The sequence below is a fragment of the Paenibacillus sp. NPDC093718 genome, assembly GCF_050279985.1.
GTDB lineage: Bacteria > Bacillota > Bacilli > Paenibacillales > Paenibacillaceae > Paenibacillus_AQ.
This window is the reverse complement of sequence record NZ_JBNNUS010000001.1, coordinates 238,833-254,565: the sequence shown is the minus strand read 5'-3', so window position 1 is coordinate 254,565 and position 15,733 is coordinate 238,833. Positions and strand designations below refer to the sequence as shown.

At 49.7% G+C, this 15,733-nt stretch carries 17 protein-coding genes; 15 read left to right on the top strand and 2 right to left on the bottom strand.

What is annotated here, in order from left to right:
- Nucleotides 1–4: 4 nt before the first annotated feature.
- The 4 genes from ACQKPA_RS01240 to ACQKPA_RS01225 all read left to right on the top strand — a co-directional run bounded on the left by ACQKPA_RS01240 (nt 5) and on the right by ACQKPA_RS01225 (nt 2,259).
- Nucleotides 5–604, top strand: a complete 600-nt coding sequence (locus ACQKPA_RS01240; protein WP_427488735.1) for a DUF4269 domain-containing protein — start codon at nt 5–7, stop codon at nt 602–604.
- Nucleotides 597–1,067, top strand: coding sequence for a DinB family protein (locus tag ACQKPA_RS01235; RefSeq protein WP_427488733.1), 471 nt, complete (start codon nt 597–599; stop codon nt 1,065–1,067). Before ACQKPA_RS01240 ends, ACQKPA_RS01235 begins: the two co-directional genes overlap by 8 nt.
- 53 nt (nt 1,068–1,120) lie before the next feature.
- On the top strand, nt 1,121–1,738 hold the full coding sequence (locus ACQKPA_RS01230) for a TVP38/TMEM64 family protein (protein WP_427490217.1): 618 nt from the start codon (nt 1,121–1,123) through the stop codon (nt 1,736–1,738).
- Nucleotides 1,739–1,920: 182 nt separating this feature from the next.
- Nucleotides 1,921–2,259 carry a hypothetical protein gene (locus ACQKPA_RS01225; protein ID WP_427488731.1) on the top strand — a complete coding sequence of 113 codons (339 nt, stop codon included), beginning with the start codon at nt 1,921–1,923 and terminating at the stop codon, nt 2,257–2,259.
- 72 nt (nt 2,260–2,331) lie between these two features.
- On the opposite strand, the gene ACQKPA_RS01220 is transcribed toward ACQKPA_RS01225, so the two are convergent.
- Complete coding sequence (locus tag ACQKPA_RS01220) at nt 2,332–3,870, bottom strand: VTC domain-containing protein (protein ID WP_427488729.1); 1,539 nt, start codon at nt 3,868–3,870, stop codon at nt 2,332–2,334.
- A gap of 262 nt (nt 3,871–4,132) precedes the next feature.
- Between ACQKPA_RS01220 and ACQKPA_RS01215 the strand changes: the two genes are divergently transcribed.
- The 4 genes from ACQKPA_RS01215 (at nt 4,133) to ACQKPA_RS01200 (ending at nt 7,918) form a co-directional block, all read left to right on the top strand.
- Complete coding sequence (locus tag ACQKPA_RS01215) at nt 4,133–5,479, top strand: ATP-binding protein (RefSeq protein WP_427488727.1); 1,347 nt, start codon at nt 4,133–4,135, stop codon at nt 5,477–5,479.
- Nucleotides 5,476–6,114, top strand: coding sequence for a response regulator (locus ACQKPA_RS01210; RefSeq protein ID WP_427488725.1), 639 nt, complete (start codon nt 5,476–5,478; stop codon nt 6,112–6,114). The genes ACQKPA_RS01215 and ACQKPA_RS01210 overlap by 4 nt, the downstream gene beginning before the upstream one ends.
- Nucleotides 6,115–6,303: 189 nt before the next feature.
- Nucleotides 6,304–7,257 (top strand): DoxX-like family protein, encoded by a 954-nt coding sequence (locus ACQKPA_RS01205; RefSeq protein ID WP_427488723.1) that lies wholly within the window; start codon nt 6,304–6,306, stop codon nt 7,255–7,257.
- Entirely contained in the window at nt 7,241–7,918 is a 678-nt protein-coding gene (locus tag ACQKPA_RS01200) for a DUF4166 domain-containing protein (protein ID WP_427488721.1), read from the top strand. Before ACQKPA_RS01205 ends, ACQKPA_RS01200 begins: the two co-directional genes overlap by 17 nt.
- On the opposite strand, the gene ACQKPA_RS01195 is transcribed toward ACQKPA_RS01200, so the two are convergent.
- Entirely contained in the window at nt 7,908–9,206 is a 1,299-nt protein-coding gene (locus tag ACQKPA_RS01195) for an MFS transporter (RefSeq protein ID WP_427488719.1), read from the bottom strand. The two genes, ACQKPA_RS01200 and ACQKPA_RS01195, sit on opposite strands and share 11 nt — an antisense overlap.
- Nucleotides 9,207–9,363: 157 nt before the next feature.
- Here ACQKPA_RS01195 and ACQKPA_RS01190 point away from each other — a divergent pair, with 157 nt between their 5' ends.
- The 7 genes from ACQKPA_RS01190 (at nt 9,364) to ACQKPA_RS01160 (ending at nt 15,649) form a co-directional block, all read left to right on the top strand.
- Nucleotides 9,364–10,119: a DUF2087 domain-containing protein gene (locus ACQKPA_RS01190; protein ID WP_427488717.1), complete on the top strand. Its 756-nt coding sequence runs from the start codon at nt 9,364–9,366 to the stop codon at nt 10,117–10,119.
- A gap of 27 nt (nt 10,120–10,146) precedes the next feature.
- Nucleotides 10,147–10,500 (top strand): GIY-YIG nuclease family protein, encoded by a 354-nt coding sequence (locus ACQKPA_RS01185; protein WP_427488715.1) that lies wholly within the window; start codon nt 10,147–10,149, stop codon nt 10,498–10,500.
- 150 nt (nt 10,501–10,650) lie between these two features.
- The gene (locus ACQKPA_RS01180; RefSeq protein ID WP_427488713.1) at nt 10,651–11,499 is read left to right on the top strand and encodes a DegV family protein; all 849 of its coding nucleotides are present in this window, start codon (nt 10,651–10,653) and stop codon (nt 11,497–11,499) included.
- A 123-nt stretch (nt 11,500–11,622) separates the two neighbouring features.
- Entirely contained in the window at nt 11,623–11,778 is a 156-nt protein-coding gene (locus ACQKPA_RS01175) for a hypothetical protein (RefSeq protein WP_427488711.1), read from the top strand.
- Between the two features lie 151 nt (nt 11,779–11,929).
- The gene (nagZ, locus tag ACQKPA_RS01170; protein WP_427488709.1) at nt 11,930–13,273 is read left to right on the top strand and encodes a beta-N-acetylhexosaminidase; all 1,344 of its coding nucleotides are present in this window, start codon (nt 11,930–11,932) and stop codon (nt 13,271–13,273) included.
- Between the two features lie 174 nt (nt 13,274–13,447).
- Nucleotides 13,448–14,425 carry an RNA polymerase sigma factor RpoD gene (gene rpoD / locus ACQKPA_RS01165; protein ID WP_336245447.1) on the top strand — a complete coding sequence of 326 codons (978 nt, stop codon included), beginning with the start codon at nt 13,448–13,450 and terminating at the stop codon, nt 14,423–14,425.
- 201 nt (nt 14,426–14,626) lie between these two features.
- On the top strand, nt 14,627–15,649 hold the full coding sequence (locus ACQKPA_RS01160) for a UDP-N-acetylmuramate dehydrogenase (RefSeq protein ID WP_216531996.1): 1,023 nt from the start codon (nt 14,627–14,629) through the stop codon (nt 15,647–15,649).
- Nucleotides 15,650–15,733: the final 84 nt, after the last annotated feature.

Here is a 15,733-nt window from a genome sequence, read left to right as displayed (position 1 = left end):
AGCCATGCAAGAGAAGATGGATTTTCTTAACTTGGAATACTTACGACTAGGCTCTAATAAACAGAAGCAAGCAGCAATGGTTATAGATGAGCTTAGATTATGGGATCATTTGAAACCCTATAACCCGATATTGGTGGGCACGATTCCTATCGGGATTGACATCGATTCAAGCGATCTCGATATTATATGCCATGTGACGGATTTTACCTGCTTTGAACGAGAGTTCAAGACGCGTTATAGCGAAGATGTTACGAACTTCACATGCTTCTCCCGTACCGTCAACAACGTGGATCGATCGGTAGCGCGATTTCGGTACAAAGGATGGGAATTCGAGGTGTTTGCACAGCCATTACCTTCAACGAGTCAGAATGGTTACCGTCATATGATTGTGGAATACAAGCTTTTGAAGCGGCTCGGTGAAGCCGCAAGACAAGAGATCATCAAGCTGAAGAGGTCGGGTTACAAGACGGAGCCTGCCTTTGCGAAGCTGTTACATATCTCGGGCGATCCTTATGAAGAGCTGCTCCAGATGTATTACTGGCCGGAGGATCGACTTGACGCCTATATTAAATCTTATATGGACAAGGAGAATGGACATGAGTGACAAACAGCAGCTGCTGAATGAGTATTCCGCTTGGATTGGCAAAGTGAGAGAGTTCGCGGAAGAGGAAGAGGGATATTGGAACACCCCGATTGCAGAGGGGAAATGGACCGTTCGTGATGTGGTGTGCCATATCATGCGCTGGGATGAGTATTTTTACAATGAAGCCATTGCCAAAATTTCCACAGGGGATGCATTGACCGTCCGGCATGTGGATTATGATACTTTTAATGAAGAGTCGAGGCAATATGCCAAGACGTTATCAATAGAAGCGCTGGTGGATCAGACGATAGCCGCAAGGGAGAAACTGATTCGGGCGATTGAAGCCTTGCCTGAAACGTCATATGAGTTGAGGTACACGGACGGGGACGGGCATCCCTTTGAGGTGGCGCAATTTATGCGGGATTTCATCTGGCACGATAACCACCATCTGGCTCAGCTGAATCAGGCGCTTCAGGTCGGCTAGTCGGCAATACTTAGCAGAAATGGGTGAAGTCATTGAATGGCTACTTGGACATCATGTCTTACTTTACAGAGAGCAATCTGGAATGGTGGTTAGAACAGTTTAGAGCTTTAGGTCCTCTGCCGGGCATCCTTCTGACTTTCCTGAAATCCTTCATTCCTCCGATGCCCACGATCGTGATCGTAGGTGTTAATGCAGCGGTGTATGGGCTTTGGGCCGGGTTTCTTTACTCCTGGATCGGTATGGTGGCAGGATGCTTAACGACCTTTCTTATCGTGCGCAAAATATCCGGTACGGCCCTGATCGAACGCTGGGCGAAAAAACCTAAAGTTCAGCGTGGTATGCGCTGGATTCAGCGCAACGGTTTCAGTTACGTTTTCCTGCTTGGCATACTTCCCGTTGGGCCGTTTGTCGCGGTCAATGTAGCCGCCGGGCTGGCCCGAATGAACCTGATGTCCTATCTGATGGCTGTAACCTTGGGCAAGGGCATTATGGTGTTCTGTGTCTCTTACATCGGTGCCAACCTGTCCGATTTTATTGCGGAACCTTTTAAATTGGTCGGTGTCCTTGCTTTTATCGTGCTCTCCTTATGGGTCAGTCGGAAGCTGGATTCATACTTTATAAGAAAACAATCGGTCCACGATCAACAAGCAGAGTTAGGACCCATGAAATAGCCGGCGCCGTGATGGTTATTTAAGAATGGTTACATTGCCAACGCAGGTTATCGATTTGCCTCCAAATTAAAGCGGCGGTATGGTGCATCATGGCCATATCGCCCTTTTGCTTATCATGAGCTTATTTTTGCTGTGTAATGGAAAATAACCAGTACTAGCATGATTAAAAAGGAGCAAGCGTTATGAGCAAATTGGCCTCATCCATTCTCGAAATCATACGTATGATGATCATTATGCTGATCTTTGTCATGGTTCTGGGCAACATAGAACTTCAATTCCTGAAGAGCTGGATACCTTGGAATGGAATATACTCGCTGTTTCTGTTCGTGGGGAATGTATTGTGGTTTCTAGTACTCTACCGGAATCGCCTGCAGTTCAGCGGTTGGTATCGTTCAGCCGCGACCCAGCACAAGCTGTCCAGAAATACGACGAGGATCGTCATGACGCTGGGCATGGTCCTGATCGGAGCGCCCATTATGATCACGTGGTTCATTGAAATAGGTCTAATCCATTGGTCATAGGCTCAAACGTTCGGATATAAAGGGGCAGTTCCAAAGGTGTATCGACCTTTGGAACTACCCCTTGTTTGATGATTATAGTCTTTTTCGTTTAAACAGCGTTACGAAGAGACAAGAGAGAAGCAGCAGTAGGATTGATACGCCGGCGTACAAGGCCTCCTTGGTACTGCCTTGTTCCTCGGCAGCCCCGTTTGACCCAATGCCCGGCCGGCCCATTCCGGGCCCTCCCTGCATTTGACCGCCAAACTCACCGCCGAACCCGTTCCCCATCTGCCCCTGAGGGAAAGCCGGCATCTGGCTTTGCCCAATCAGGTCGGGGGTCTGAGGCAAGGTTGGTTGATTGTCATCGGAAGGGGGATCCGACGATTGTGTTTGATCCTCCTTACTGTCCTCTGCGGTACTTTTCCCCGCATTACTTGTTGGCTCTGCATTATCGGCTGGAGCAGCATCAATCGCTGTTTTTTCGTTGGAACTGGTTGGGCTCGATCCGACAGCCGATACGACGGACAAGGAAGGTTCGTCCACGTCAAGCACGGTGTCAAGATCTCCTTCAGCTTTGCTATTGGTAACGTCGGCGCTGCTTCCCGACGCTTTGCCAGAAGAATCAGGGGTAGCACTGTCGTTGTTGGCAGGCGTGTTCCCGCCAGAGATGCCTCCGGCCGGGGCATCGTTAGGGGAAAACGATCCGGTTCCATTCGTCCCGCCGCCAGGTCGCATGCCGCCACCACCACCTTGACCCATTCCGCCTCCGCTGCCGCTTCCATCGCCAGCGGAGGGAATCGTTCCATCCAGCTGCTGCTGGATATTATCCATGGACTCTTCCACGAATGAGGTCAATGTCGGGATGGATTGCTCGTACTCCTCATAGGAATAGAAGGGTCTTGGGTCTTGCTTTACGTGCCCGGAAATTAAGTCTTGTAATTGCGCAACCCGTTCATTGAATGTTTCCTGCTGCATGTAGCCCTCCAGCATCTCCGAGATGATGGCGTGATAGCGTTCCTTATATTCGTCAACCTCGAGTAGCTTGGCAATCAGGGGCCTTTTCAGATTCTCATCGATCGCCCGGATGGGCAGCAGTTTCCGATTAAACAGCTCCGTGGAGTGCAGGCCGGTTCGAAGCTCCTTGTCAAACGTAATTCGGACATTTCCGTTGGCGCAGACATACGGCTCGCGGACATAATCGACAATGACCTTGGGCCGCAGCAGCTTATGCTTCATCTCGTGATACAGCTCCATCATCAATGGCTTGTCCGGCTGATAGAGGCATTCGTATTGACCGGCCATGATCTGATCGGCCATCTCCCTTGTGAGCGGCTCCTTCAGCTTGGCAATGTAATCTCGGAATTTGATTTTTTTCTCAAAATGAATGGTGTTGTCGGTTACGTTGTAGATACGGATGCGGTATTTCACCCGGTCCCGAACCCCAGCCAGCTTCTCGTATAAGGCTTTGTTGTTGATATCGTCAAAGTACAAGCTTCGAATGTGATATTCCCCGCCGGGGCCTGCATGCTGATCGTAGGTCACCAGATTTTTTAAACGTTGACGGATGATTCGGTACTGGTGAATATTCACAAAAAATTTAAGCTCGTTCCGGTATTTCAATTGGGTTGTCATAATTCCACCTCGTTTCTCTCTATCATTCGTGTGCTTGATTGCTTACGAAATCTATCCTATCAATCGTTCCTGATATCTTTCTTAAATGCGGCTGAATGTAAACTGAATGTTTTCGCTATATAAAAAATCGAAGTATCGAAGCAAGACAAAATTCATGGTTCGATGGATTCGACTTGTTCGTGGAGGCAAGCTAAGAGGTCCCGCTGCTGTAACAATTGTGGTAGGATGAAACTATATTCGCGAAGAGAATGGACGATGCGTCATGATATATTATGTGGTAGCGCTATGGAGCGCGGCGGCTGTGCTGCTGTTCAATCAGCCTCGGAGCGAGGTGAACCGCTGGGCGGCTTTCTTTCTGTGGAGCGCAGGAATCGGCGGCTTGACAGATTTGCTTGTGCCTGCGGGATTTATCGCGGCCCGGTACGAGCCGTGGATTCAATTTCTCAACCATACGCTGACACCGTACGGCGTGTTAATATTTTGCATGGTGTATACCCGCAGGCCTGAGGATCATAAGAGAAAACGCGATTTCAAAATAGGCTTGTTTCTGCCGGTGCTCGCGATGCTGGCCCAGGTGCTATTGACGGAAGCTTACCTAATTCATTATGGCTGGTTATTCGTATGGACGGTTCCCTATTATGTGGCCGCATGTGCCTTGCTAATTCGCGCGTTGTCGCACGAGATGAATCCGCAAAAACGCAAAGGCATGTGGATCACCACCTGGATTATGGTGCCTACCTTGCTCGGGGTGATGCTGCTGATTAATGTTGGAAATCTGATCTCGCCAGGTTATGATTCATTCCGGTACGTGTCCCTGTTCATTCTGTATTCGCTGGGCGTTGCCGTCATCTGTACCTTTGTTTACGGCGTCCTGGGTGTACGCCTGAAATTCGAGCGCGATCCGCTGGATCGCACGATGCAAGCCGTCAGCTCGGGGACATCGATGCTGAATCATACCATTAAGAACGAGATCGGGAAGATTGCGATGAGCACTGAAAATGTAAAGCGGCTGCTGCCACAAGACAACGGCGTTGCCATCGAACAGCTTGAAGTCATAGCGAATTCATCCGAGCATTTGCTTGCCATGGTGGGGCGCATGCAGCAGCAAATGAAGGAGTATAAGCTGATGGAACAGCCAGTCCGCGTGGATCAGCTGCTTGCTGAACTGCAGCTCCGCGAACAGGATCTGCTGCGCAGGCATGGCGTCGAGTTGAACGTAATCTGCCGCCAGCGGCCGTGGCTGCTCGCGGATACCGTCCATTTGAAGGAAGCGATCAGCAATCTCATCCGCAACAGCGTGGAGGCGATGCCTGAAGGAGGGCTGATTACGATAACGATAACGGCGGACCGCAAAGGGGCGGCGATTACCGTTAAAGATAACGGGACCGGCATTCCAAGAGCGCAGCAGGCGCTTGTGTTTGAACCTTTTTACAGTACCAAGGGCCACAAGAAAGATAACTTCGGGCTCGGTTTGTCGTATGTTTATAACGTGATGAAGAAAAGCGGTGGTTCCGTAAGTCTGGAGAGCCGCGAATCGGTCGGTACGGAGATTTCGTTATATTTTCCGCGCAGTAAAATGATTCGTTTATCCGGGAGGGAAGAAGCTTGAACCGCATACAAATCTTCTTGGTAGAGGATGATCCGGATTGGGTTAAATCGATGACCGTTTTTCTGAATGCGCAGGAAGACATGATCGTTGTCGGCACGGCCGAGTCGCCCGAACAAGCGATTGCGATGGCGCAAATCCTCTCCTTTGACATCGTGCTTATGGATATTCAGCTCACTGCAGGTCGACTTGACGGGATATACGCGGCCGCCGAAATTCTTGAGCGTAAACCGCAGACCAAGGTCATCATGCTGACCTCGCTGGGTGACGAGCTGGTGATCATGCAATCCTTTACGGCTGGAGCCGTCAATTATATTGAGAAGCCCAGGTTTAAGGAGCTACCGGCAGCGATCCGAAGCGCCGTGCTTCATCCGGGGTCGATGGAGGTGCTGCTCAAGGAATTTGCCCGCCTTAAGCGCGAAGAGCAGCTTCGCGGCTTAACGCCTGCGGAGCGTGAGGTGTTTGATCTGTTGGATGAAGGATACACCCATTCCCAGATGGAGCAGAAACTGTTCAAAACCGAGAGCACGCTCAAGAACCAGATCAATAAAATCTTGAAAAAGCTCGGGGTAAGAAGCAGCAAGGAAGCCGTGGAGAAGGTCCGCCGCAAAGGGATTGTAAGAGAGAACGACAACTAGCACTGGTGCAGATTAAGACTGGATCATATAGAAGGATCGGAAGAGGTACTACGAAACGTAGTACCTCTTCTTGGCATGTTCTACAAAAATGAGGTCTAACGGCGAGTCCCCCGCGGCGGTACAATGACTTGTAAATAGAGAGGTGTCCGGCTGAAGACCTAAAGGACATCCCAAGGGGAGCTAAAGCGCATGAAGAGAAATCCGATCTATGTTGAACTTGATATTAAGACGGATATGGATAAGCTGTGGACGTTGACGCAAAGGCCTGAGCTGCATCAACAGTGGGATCTGCGATTTTCCGAGATTCATTATATACCGGAGGCTGATTCGGACATTCAGCGGTTTTTATATAAAACCCGCATTGGGTTCGGACTGGAAGTTACAGGGGCGGGAGCCACGAAAACGGCTGTTCACCCGAAGACGGGGAAACGGATCTCGGTGCTGCGATTCGGCTCGGATCAGCACAGCTCCCTCATTCGGGAGGGCAGCGGCTATTGGAAGTATCAGGACAAGGGGAACGGGGGCATAAGCTTCTCCACCCAATACGATTACAAAACGCGGTTCGGCCTGGCGGGCGCCTGGTTTGACCGCTTGTTGTTCCGGCCTTTATTCGGCCTGGCGACGGCTTGGAGCTTTGATGTGCTGCGATTGTGGGCAGAGAAGGATATTCCGCCTTCGGCAACGATCCAAAAGGCACTCATCCACGCCTTGAGCGTACTTATGCTGGTCATTCTATGGTGTTATGAGGGGCTGGTACCGAAGCTGTTGTTCCCGGAAGCCGGGGAGCTTGATCTGTTGAGGCAGTCGGGCTTGGCAGGAGGGCAGGAGGGCCTGGTGCTGACCTTACTCGGCATAACCGAGATCGGGTTCGGATTATTGACGCTGCTCTTTCACAAGAGTCGGTTGTGGTATAGGCTGCAAATTATCTTGCTTGTGATCTTGATGCTTGGAGCATGGATAACAGACCCTCAGTTAATGAAAGCCCCGTTCAATCCGTCAACGCTTAGCGGATCCATGATGGGATTATGCTTCATGGCTTCGCTGTCCGCATCAGATTTACCAAGCGCCTACCGCCCGGCACGAAAACCCGTCCCCGGGGATAAATCCCGCAAAGGAGGGGAGAGACATGACCTCGATCTATGAACATGCTCTAGGCAATCAATTTCAAATGCTCCATCCCAAAATTCGGGAGCGCTTCGGGTTTGACAGCAAGGATAACATCGCTTCGATTGGTGAAGGCATCATGGAAGAGATCTGGTACGCGCCTTGGGCTGCACTGCCCCTCTATATAGGCACGATGCGGCATATTATGTTTCCGAATCGAGGGAAAGGGATCCCGTTTCGGATTGAGAATTATGCCTATCGGGACGAATGGGGAAGAGAAACGGTGACGTGGTGCCGCAGCTTTGACTTTCCAGGTATTCGGAGGCGGTTTGATGCCACGATGATCTATAGCGCACAGCGCAGCCGTATCGTGGATTATTTAGGGAATAAACAGCACTTGGCGGTCGATCTTCGGATAGCTGCGGGGACTAACGGCGGAATTCGCATTCAATCGGGGGAGCAGAGGTTTTATGAGGGGCTTTGTCAGTTTCGATTTCCCCGGTGGTTCACCGGAACAGCCGATGTAAACGAATGGTATGATGACGGGAATCAACAATACCGGATATCCGTTGAGGTGCGCAATCCGATATTGGGGCCTGTCTTCCGGTACAAGGGAAGCTTCCAGGCCCGGACCATTGCTGTGGCCGATGGAGCCGTTCCGCTCCATGTAAAACCTCTGCGAGTTGAGGCTAGAGAGTAGCGGCGGTATCGGAGGAGGAGAGGCTGCTGCTCTTGCGCTCACGGAACATTCGGTAGTATAGAAACGAAGATACAACATATAGCGTTCCGGTAATACAAAACGTGATCGCATATCCCCAATAGTTGCCGTAAGTGGTGACGAGTTTGGATTGTACGGGTCCCATGGTAGCCCAGCCCAGCATGAAGGCTGTTTGCGTGACCGAATTGGCGATGCCTCTTCGGTGATCCGGTACGCGGTCGATCAGAATCGAGGACTGTATCGGATTAGCGGCATTCATCAGAGCTTGGCGGAACAGGAAGCCGACCGATGCAATGAGCAGTACGTTCGTGAACCCGGTTAACAGCAGGAAGGGCAAGGATAGGACTTGAAAGAGCACCACGGCCCTGACGGCTCCCACCCGATTCACCAGCGTAGGTCCGATCAGCATCGATACAATTGTCATGACTTGTCCGAGTGATATAAGAATGCCGACGGCCGATAACGATACCGAGAAGCGGTTGGTAAAATACAAATTCAAATAAGGCACGACAAGCCCCGAGCCCAGGCCGATTAACAATTGGGCAAGCGCGAACTGACCGATGACTTTGTAATCCCCCAAACGGGAGGTGTTAACTGCTCCTTCTGCTTGAGCTGGTTGAAGATCAGTGAGAGGTGCATCCAGTGCCTGTATGTCTTCGGCCTTCTGATCGGCTGTGAACAAGAGCGGGATAAATGCCGCCAAGGTAGCCAGGCCGCCTATGAATAGCGCGGTTTTCAAGCTGCCGACCTTGTTCATACCAACGGCCTGCAGGGCATCCGCCAAGAATCCGCCTCCCATGCTGCCGAGCACTTGAGAAGCAAGGACAAGCGAGGCGTGGATGCTAAAGATCCGCATGCGAGCCGATTTCGCCGTGTTTTCCGCTAGAAAGGGGATAGCCAGAACCTGAAAAAAGGATGCGAACAGACCGGTATATATCGCAAGACCGAGCAAGCTGAACTCGCTCTCCAGAAAAGAGCGCGCGATCAGACCCGCACCGCTTAACAATGCCCCCAGGACGAGGATTCGCTTGCGGCTGCCGCGGTCTCCGATCAGGCCAATCGGAATGAACATCAATGCCGTTGCCAGGGATTGAATACTGACCACTGTTCCATTCATGGAGTCATTATACCCAAGACCTTGTATGTACAAATTGTAGAGCACGCTAAACATGCCGGTACCGATCTGATACAGCACGTTGGCTAGAAAAAACAGCTTGATGTTACGCGGCCAAGAACGCATTTCTTTTGCCGACTGTTGGATGAAACTCATGATGATACCTCCTAAATTTTACAGCAGCACCCTCTATTCTAGCAGGTTCCACAGAAGGGAGGAAGAAATATTATATCGAAATGAAGTGTGATTGACATGTTATAGACAAAAATATAAAATGTCTATATAAATTACTAATTGAAAAGTGGTGTTTGCATTGGATCCGAACGAGCGTTTCTGGAATGCTTCTATAGATGAACTTAAGCAAGGTTATATCGACGAAGGTCCCGTATGGGTATGCCTCCTGTGCGGCAAGACGATCGAGAAAGGGATCATCTACCCGGACCAGGATGTGTTATATGAGTCAGAACGATACATGACCGTTCATATCCGCCGGGAGCATGGCTCCGTGTTTCAGTATCTGTCGGGGCTCGATAAGAAGCTGACTGGATTGACCGAGCATCAGAATCGATTGCTGCAGCTCTTCTATCAAGGCATGAACGATAAAGAGGTGCAACAGGAGCTCGGCATAGGCAGTGCATCGACGATTCGCAATCACCGGTTTGCCTTGAAGGAGAAGGAAAGACAGTCCAAGGTGCTGTTGACTTTAATGGAGCTGCTGAAGGAAAAGGATGACCATGCACCGGCATTCGTGGAGATTCCCAAGCGCGCCAAGATGGTGGATGAGCGCTACAATGTCACCGAAGAAGAGCGGCAAGCGATCCTGGCCAAGGTGTTTCCTGAAGGGACCGATGGTCCGCTGAAGACATTTAAGCTCAAAGAGAAGCAGAAGTACGTCGTTTTGCGAGAAATTGCAGCTCGTTTTCAACCGGACGTCAAATATACGGAACAAGAAATCAACGATACGATTGGGAGGGACTATCCCGATTATGTGACGATTCGCCGATATTTGATTGAATATGGTTTTTTGGATCGCAAGGACGATGGCAGCGAGTACTGGTTAACGACTTGAACGCTAAGATTAGGAGGGTTTAATGCGATGAATCGCAGACAGGAACTAAATCAAATGTATAAGGAAATCAAGATAGAAGCAGGCGTGTATCAAATTCGAAACATCAAGAACGGCAAAGTGTTTGTTGCCGGAACGAATAACTTGAAGACCATGAACGGCAAACGATTCGAGCTGCAGATGGGAACGAGTTACAATAAGACGCTTCAGCGGGAATGGAATGAGTATGGCGAGGATGCTTTTGTCTTTGAGATTCTGGAGACCATTGAGCCGAAGCAGGATCCGTTCTATGATCTGAAGGATGCGGTCAGCAAACGGGAGGCATATTGGATTGAGCAGCTGGAACCTTTTGGAGAAAAGGGGTATAACGTAGAGCGAAAATAAGGCTTTTGTGTGGCGAACCTAAGTGCAGTATATGAAATCACATTCCTTTCGTTTGCAATGCGCTGTAAGGGTAAGATATGATGAATTTAGCGGCTTATATCGCTTCCTATCCTACTTCTTACTACACGAAAGCGAGACGTGAACACGATAATGAGATCCATAGCATGGGTAACCGACAGCACGAGTACGATCGATCCTGACTTCGCCAAGGAAAATCACATTTATATTGTACCTTTGAGGTTGATACTTGGACAGGAGGCGTACAGAGAAGGAATTGACATTTCGGCAGAGGCCTTTTATGAAAGAATGAAAGATGAACCGAAAGTCAGCAGTTCACAGCCTCCAATCGGTGAATTCATCGAGTTATATGAATCCTTGAAAATGAAGTATGATGATATCATCGCCATTCACTGTTCATCCGAGCTCAGCGGAACATTGAATTCATCTATGCAGGCGGCAGAGATTGCCGAGGTACCCGTGGTTGGCATCGATTCTCAAGCGGGAGCGTTTCCGGTGCGCGAAATGATCATGTCCGGGATTCACTGGCATAGCCAGGGGGATACCGTGCAGGTGATTAAAGATAAAATCCAGTCCATGGTGCAAAACATGTCATTCTACCTTATTCCGGCAAGCCTGCACCGGCTTCATAGCAGCGGCCGGGTATCCGGCACCCAGCTTCTTCTCAGCAACCTGCTCCGCATTCATCTGCTGCTCCGTTTTGATGAAGGCAAGGTCATCGTGGAAGAGAAGATCCGGACGTTCAAGAAGGCCAAGCAGCGAATGCTGGAACTAATGAAAATGGATTTGCAGAAAATTAAAAAGGTCTGCATCATGCACGCGAACAACGTAGAAGAGGCCGAGGAAATCCAGAAGGAAATCAGCGGAGCTCATCCGGCGTTAAAAACCGAAATCATGACCTTTATACCCGTTGCGGGCATCCATGCGGGCGAGGGCACCATTGCCATGGCGTGGATTAAATATCATCCTGCTTATTCCTAGTTATATTACAGATCCTGCCTGCAGATACTATTTGCAGGCTTTTGCTTGTTTTTCGATTCTATACCACCCTAGATGGTTGTATATGTAGTAGGGGATGTTTCCAAGGAAAGGGATGACGTTAATATGAAGGTGATTATCACGCAAGCTGAAGCGATGCAAAAAAATATATGGGATGATATCATGCTGATGTTCGGTAGAACGGAACAGGATGAAGTGTGGGACACAGAGCAGTTTATATTAACAGAGGAGCAAGCCCGTGAGCTCGGACTGCTTAAATAGAAGAGGAAGGGTCGCTGTCGATGCGGCTCTTTTCTTCTTCTTAAGCGGACAGCTTCAGCTGGTTTGGGGTGTAAGGAAATCATGTTATGATGGAAGGACTCTGTGGAACAGAGGACGAATATATGTAGTGTGAATTTGAAGGAAGGTGACAATGTTGAAGCGTAAGACAACATGGATGTGCTTAACGGTGCTGGTTGTCATCTTGCTATTGGCTGTAGCAGGTTGTCAGGGCGGAGCCAAACCGGGCAACCCCGGGGACAACGGATCAGGAGCTTCGCCGCCCGGGCAAGTACAGGAGCCGCAGACTCCGTCTCCAGCTGATGAAGACGGGACACCGCCTCCATCTGGCAGCACGGACAGTGAAGGCGAGGAAGGGAATCTGCCCGAGAACGGGACTAAAGATGCGGTAGCTGAGCTTCTTAATAGCATGACCGTCAAGGAGAAGATCGGTCAGCTGGTGCTGGTTGGAATCGAAGGGACTGCCTTGGATGATACCTCGCGCAGATTACTGGAGGATTACCATGTTGGCGGATTTATCTTTTTTAAGGATAATATCGAGAGCATCCAGCAGTCGGTAGACCTGTTGAATGAGCTGAAAAAAGCAAATGCTGAGAATCCGGTGCCGCTCTGGCTGAGCATCGATGAAGAGGGCGGACGGGTTACCCGTTTTCCTGATGAATACGCGAAGCTGCCGTCAAGCGGAAAAATCGGAAGCAGCGAGGACCTTGCATTGACCAAGCAAGTTGGTGGTCTTATCGCACAGAAGGTGTCGGGAATCGGACTCAATATGGTTTTTGCCCCGGTGCTGGACATTCATAGCAACCCGAACAATCCGGTCATCGGCGATCGATCCTTTGGCACAACAGCAGAAACCGTAAGCGCGCAAGGAATCGCCTCGATGAAGGGGATACAGGAGAATGGTGTCGTTCCTGTAGTGAAGCATTTTCCAGGACATGGCGATACTTCGGTTGATTCCCATCTCGGTCTGCCCGTTGTTGACCATGATCTGAAGCGTCTGCGTGAATTGGAGCTGGTACCGTTTCAACAAGCGATTGATGAAGGGGCCGATGTAGTCATGGTTGCGCATCTGCTGATGAAGAGCATCGATCCGGATACGCCATCCTCCTATTCGAAACCCGTTATCAACGATTTGTTAAGGGAAGAAATGGGGTTTAAGGGTGTCGTTATAACGGATGATATGACAATGGGGGCTATTTCCGGCAGCACGGACGTAAGAGAGGCTTCCGTGAAGTCCGTCGTCGCAGGGAGCAACATTATTCTGATCGGACATGAATATGCACTGGAAGAAGCCGTCATTCAGGCATTGACCGAGGCTGTCCATAGCGGCGTGATCCCGGAGGAGATGCTGAACGACCGGGTGAGGGCAACGCTTGAACTAAAGCACAAATATCAGCTGAGCGATAAGCCCGTGAAGGCTCCCGATGTGAAATCGTTGAATCAAGAAACGAAAGCTGTACTAGATCAGCTCAAATAAACGTATATGTAATGAGGATGAAGCATATTAAAAAACCCGATCTCAGCCTGAGATCGGGTGAACCGAACTAGAATATATTAGAAGTTGATATAGTGTAAAAAATATGCTAGAATGAAGGATAAATAACTATTGGCTTAATGTCATAATAACCTAATGCTAGATTAGCATGAAAATATGGGATTGTCAACAGGGGGGCATAGAATGGAGAACCGTCAAAGTGCGGATTTTGCATTGGAACGAGAGGTTACGGAAACAGAGAAAGCGGCTAATTCTCCGACAGAGGATTTTTCGGTTCATGACGATCTCTCACTTCCACCAGGCATCAAGATTAGCGATCCGGTTCGCATGTACCTGAAAGAAATCGGTCGTGTTCCCCTCCTTACAGCCGATGAAGAAGTGGAACTATCCAAACGAATAGAGGAGGGAGATGAAGAAGCGAAACGCCGTTTGGCCGAAGCGAATCTTCGTCTCGTTGTAAGTATAGCAAGACGCTATGCTGGCCGGGGAATGCAGTTCCTGGATCTGATACAGGAAGGCAATATGGGCCTGATCAAAGCGGTGGAGAAGTTCGACTACTCCAAGGGCTTTAAGTTTAGTACGTATGCCACTTGGTGGATTCGCCAGGCGATTACCCGCTCGATTGCTGACCAAGCAAGAACTATCCGGATTCCGGTGCATATGGTAGAGACGATTAATAAGCTCGTACGTGTCTCCAGGCAGCTCCTTCAGGAGCTGGGACGCGAACCGACACCGGAAGAAATCGGTAAAGAGATGGATATCTCGCCGGAAAAAGTACGTGAGATCCAGAAGGTATCCCAAGAACCTGTGTCTCTGGAAACGCCGGTCGGTGAGGAAAGCGACTCCAACCTGGGTGATTTCATTGAGGATCAGGACGCATTGGCGCCGGCAGATGCCGCAGCGTTTGAGCTGCTGAAGGAACAGCTGGAGGAAGTGCTGGATACGCTCACCGAGCGTGAAGAGAATGTGCTCCGGCTGCGCTTTGGACTTGAGGATGGACGGACCCGCACCCTGGAGGAAGTAGGCCAGGTATTCGGCGTTACGCGTGAACGCATTCGGCAGATCGAGGCGAAGGCGCTTCGTAAATTGCGTCATCCGAGCCGCAGCAAACGTCTCAAGGATTTCCTCGAATAAATCCTGGGCACGATAAAGAAATGATGAATGAATCCCTTGGTTACGGTCTACGGGCTGTAATCCAGGGATTTTTTGCTATTTCGCCAGGATTCCTCACCAGATTGACACCACCTAAGCAGTTGGATCATAATGATGTAACATCCCCACATTTAGTAAGGAATGTTGTGCCTAATGTGAAGAATAGGGAGTGACATGTCTACGATGACTTTACATACATCTGCTATCGACCGATTGTGCAAGCGCAATGTGGAGCTGTCTGCTTTTTCGACGTATGGGATCGGCGGTTCAGCCAATTATCTGGCCATGCCTGAAACGGCAAATGACCTGGCGGATCTCCTGCAGGACTGCAGGAAACGCGGGATGCCATGGTACATCTTTGGAATGGGCTCCAATATTCTGTTTCCGGATGAACCGAAACATGACCTGGTGTTTATATCGCTCAAAAACCTGGTGGAGCTGCGGGTGTCGGGTGATAAATGGTACGTTTCATCCGGCGCGCCCATGTCGTTGTTGTCCTTGATGGGTTTAATGGGTGGAACGGATTTGCTTGATTTTACTTTTTTGCTGCCAGGCTGCGTAGGGGCCGGCATCTATATGAACGCTAAATATAATGCGCGTCAAATCTGCGATATTCTGGACACGGTCTATTATATCGATACGACGGATCCGAGCTTAAAGGTACGGTCCATTCCCGTAGCGGACTGTTTATTTGCATACAAGCAATCCATCTTCCAGCAGCATCCGTGGATCATAGTAGGGGCCGATCTTAATATTCCGGTCAGCTCGGAGGAACAGATCAGCATGACGTCTGAACTTCTCACGGAGTGGAAGACTCGCGGCAGCCATCCATCCTCATTGCCATCGTTTTTCTCATTCTTTCTGGGCGAAGTGCACGCGCTGGCAGGAAGGGGAATAGAGACGCCGCAGTCGATGCTTGACATCATCAAGTACCGGACGAGTAAACGCCATTTCGATTACCCGTCCTGCGGTTCCGTATTCAAAAATAATTATGATTATGGGGTAGCTGTCGGCTCGCTCGTGGATCAGCTGAATATGAAAGGAACCGAATATGGCGGCGCGATCATCTCTCCGCATCACGGCAACATGATTCTGAACCAGAAGCATGCAAAGGCAACCGATATCCTCTACTTGATGAATCTGATCTCGGAGTCGATTAACAACCATTTTGGATTCGTTCCGGAACCGGAAATCGTATTGGTATAAACACGGTCTAAAAATAATCTCTGTAAAGGAATTGGAATAAGTAGAATTTAACGATATAATCAGATAGGTGATCATCTGTTTATT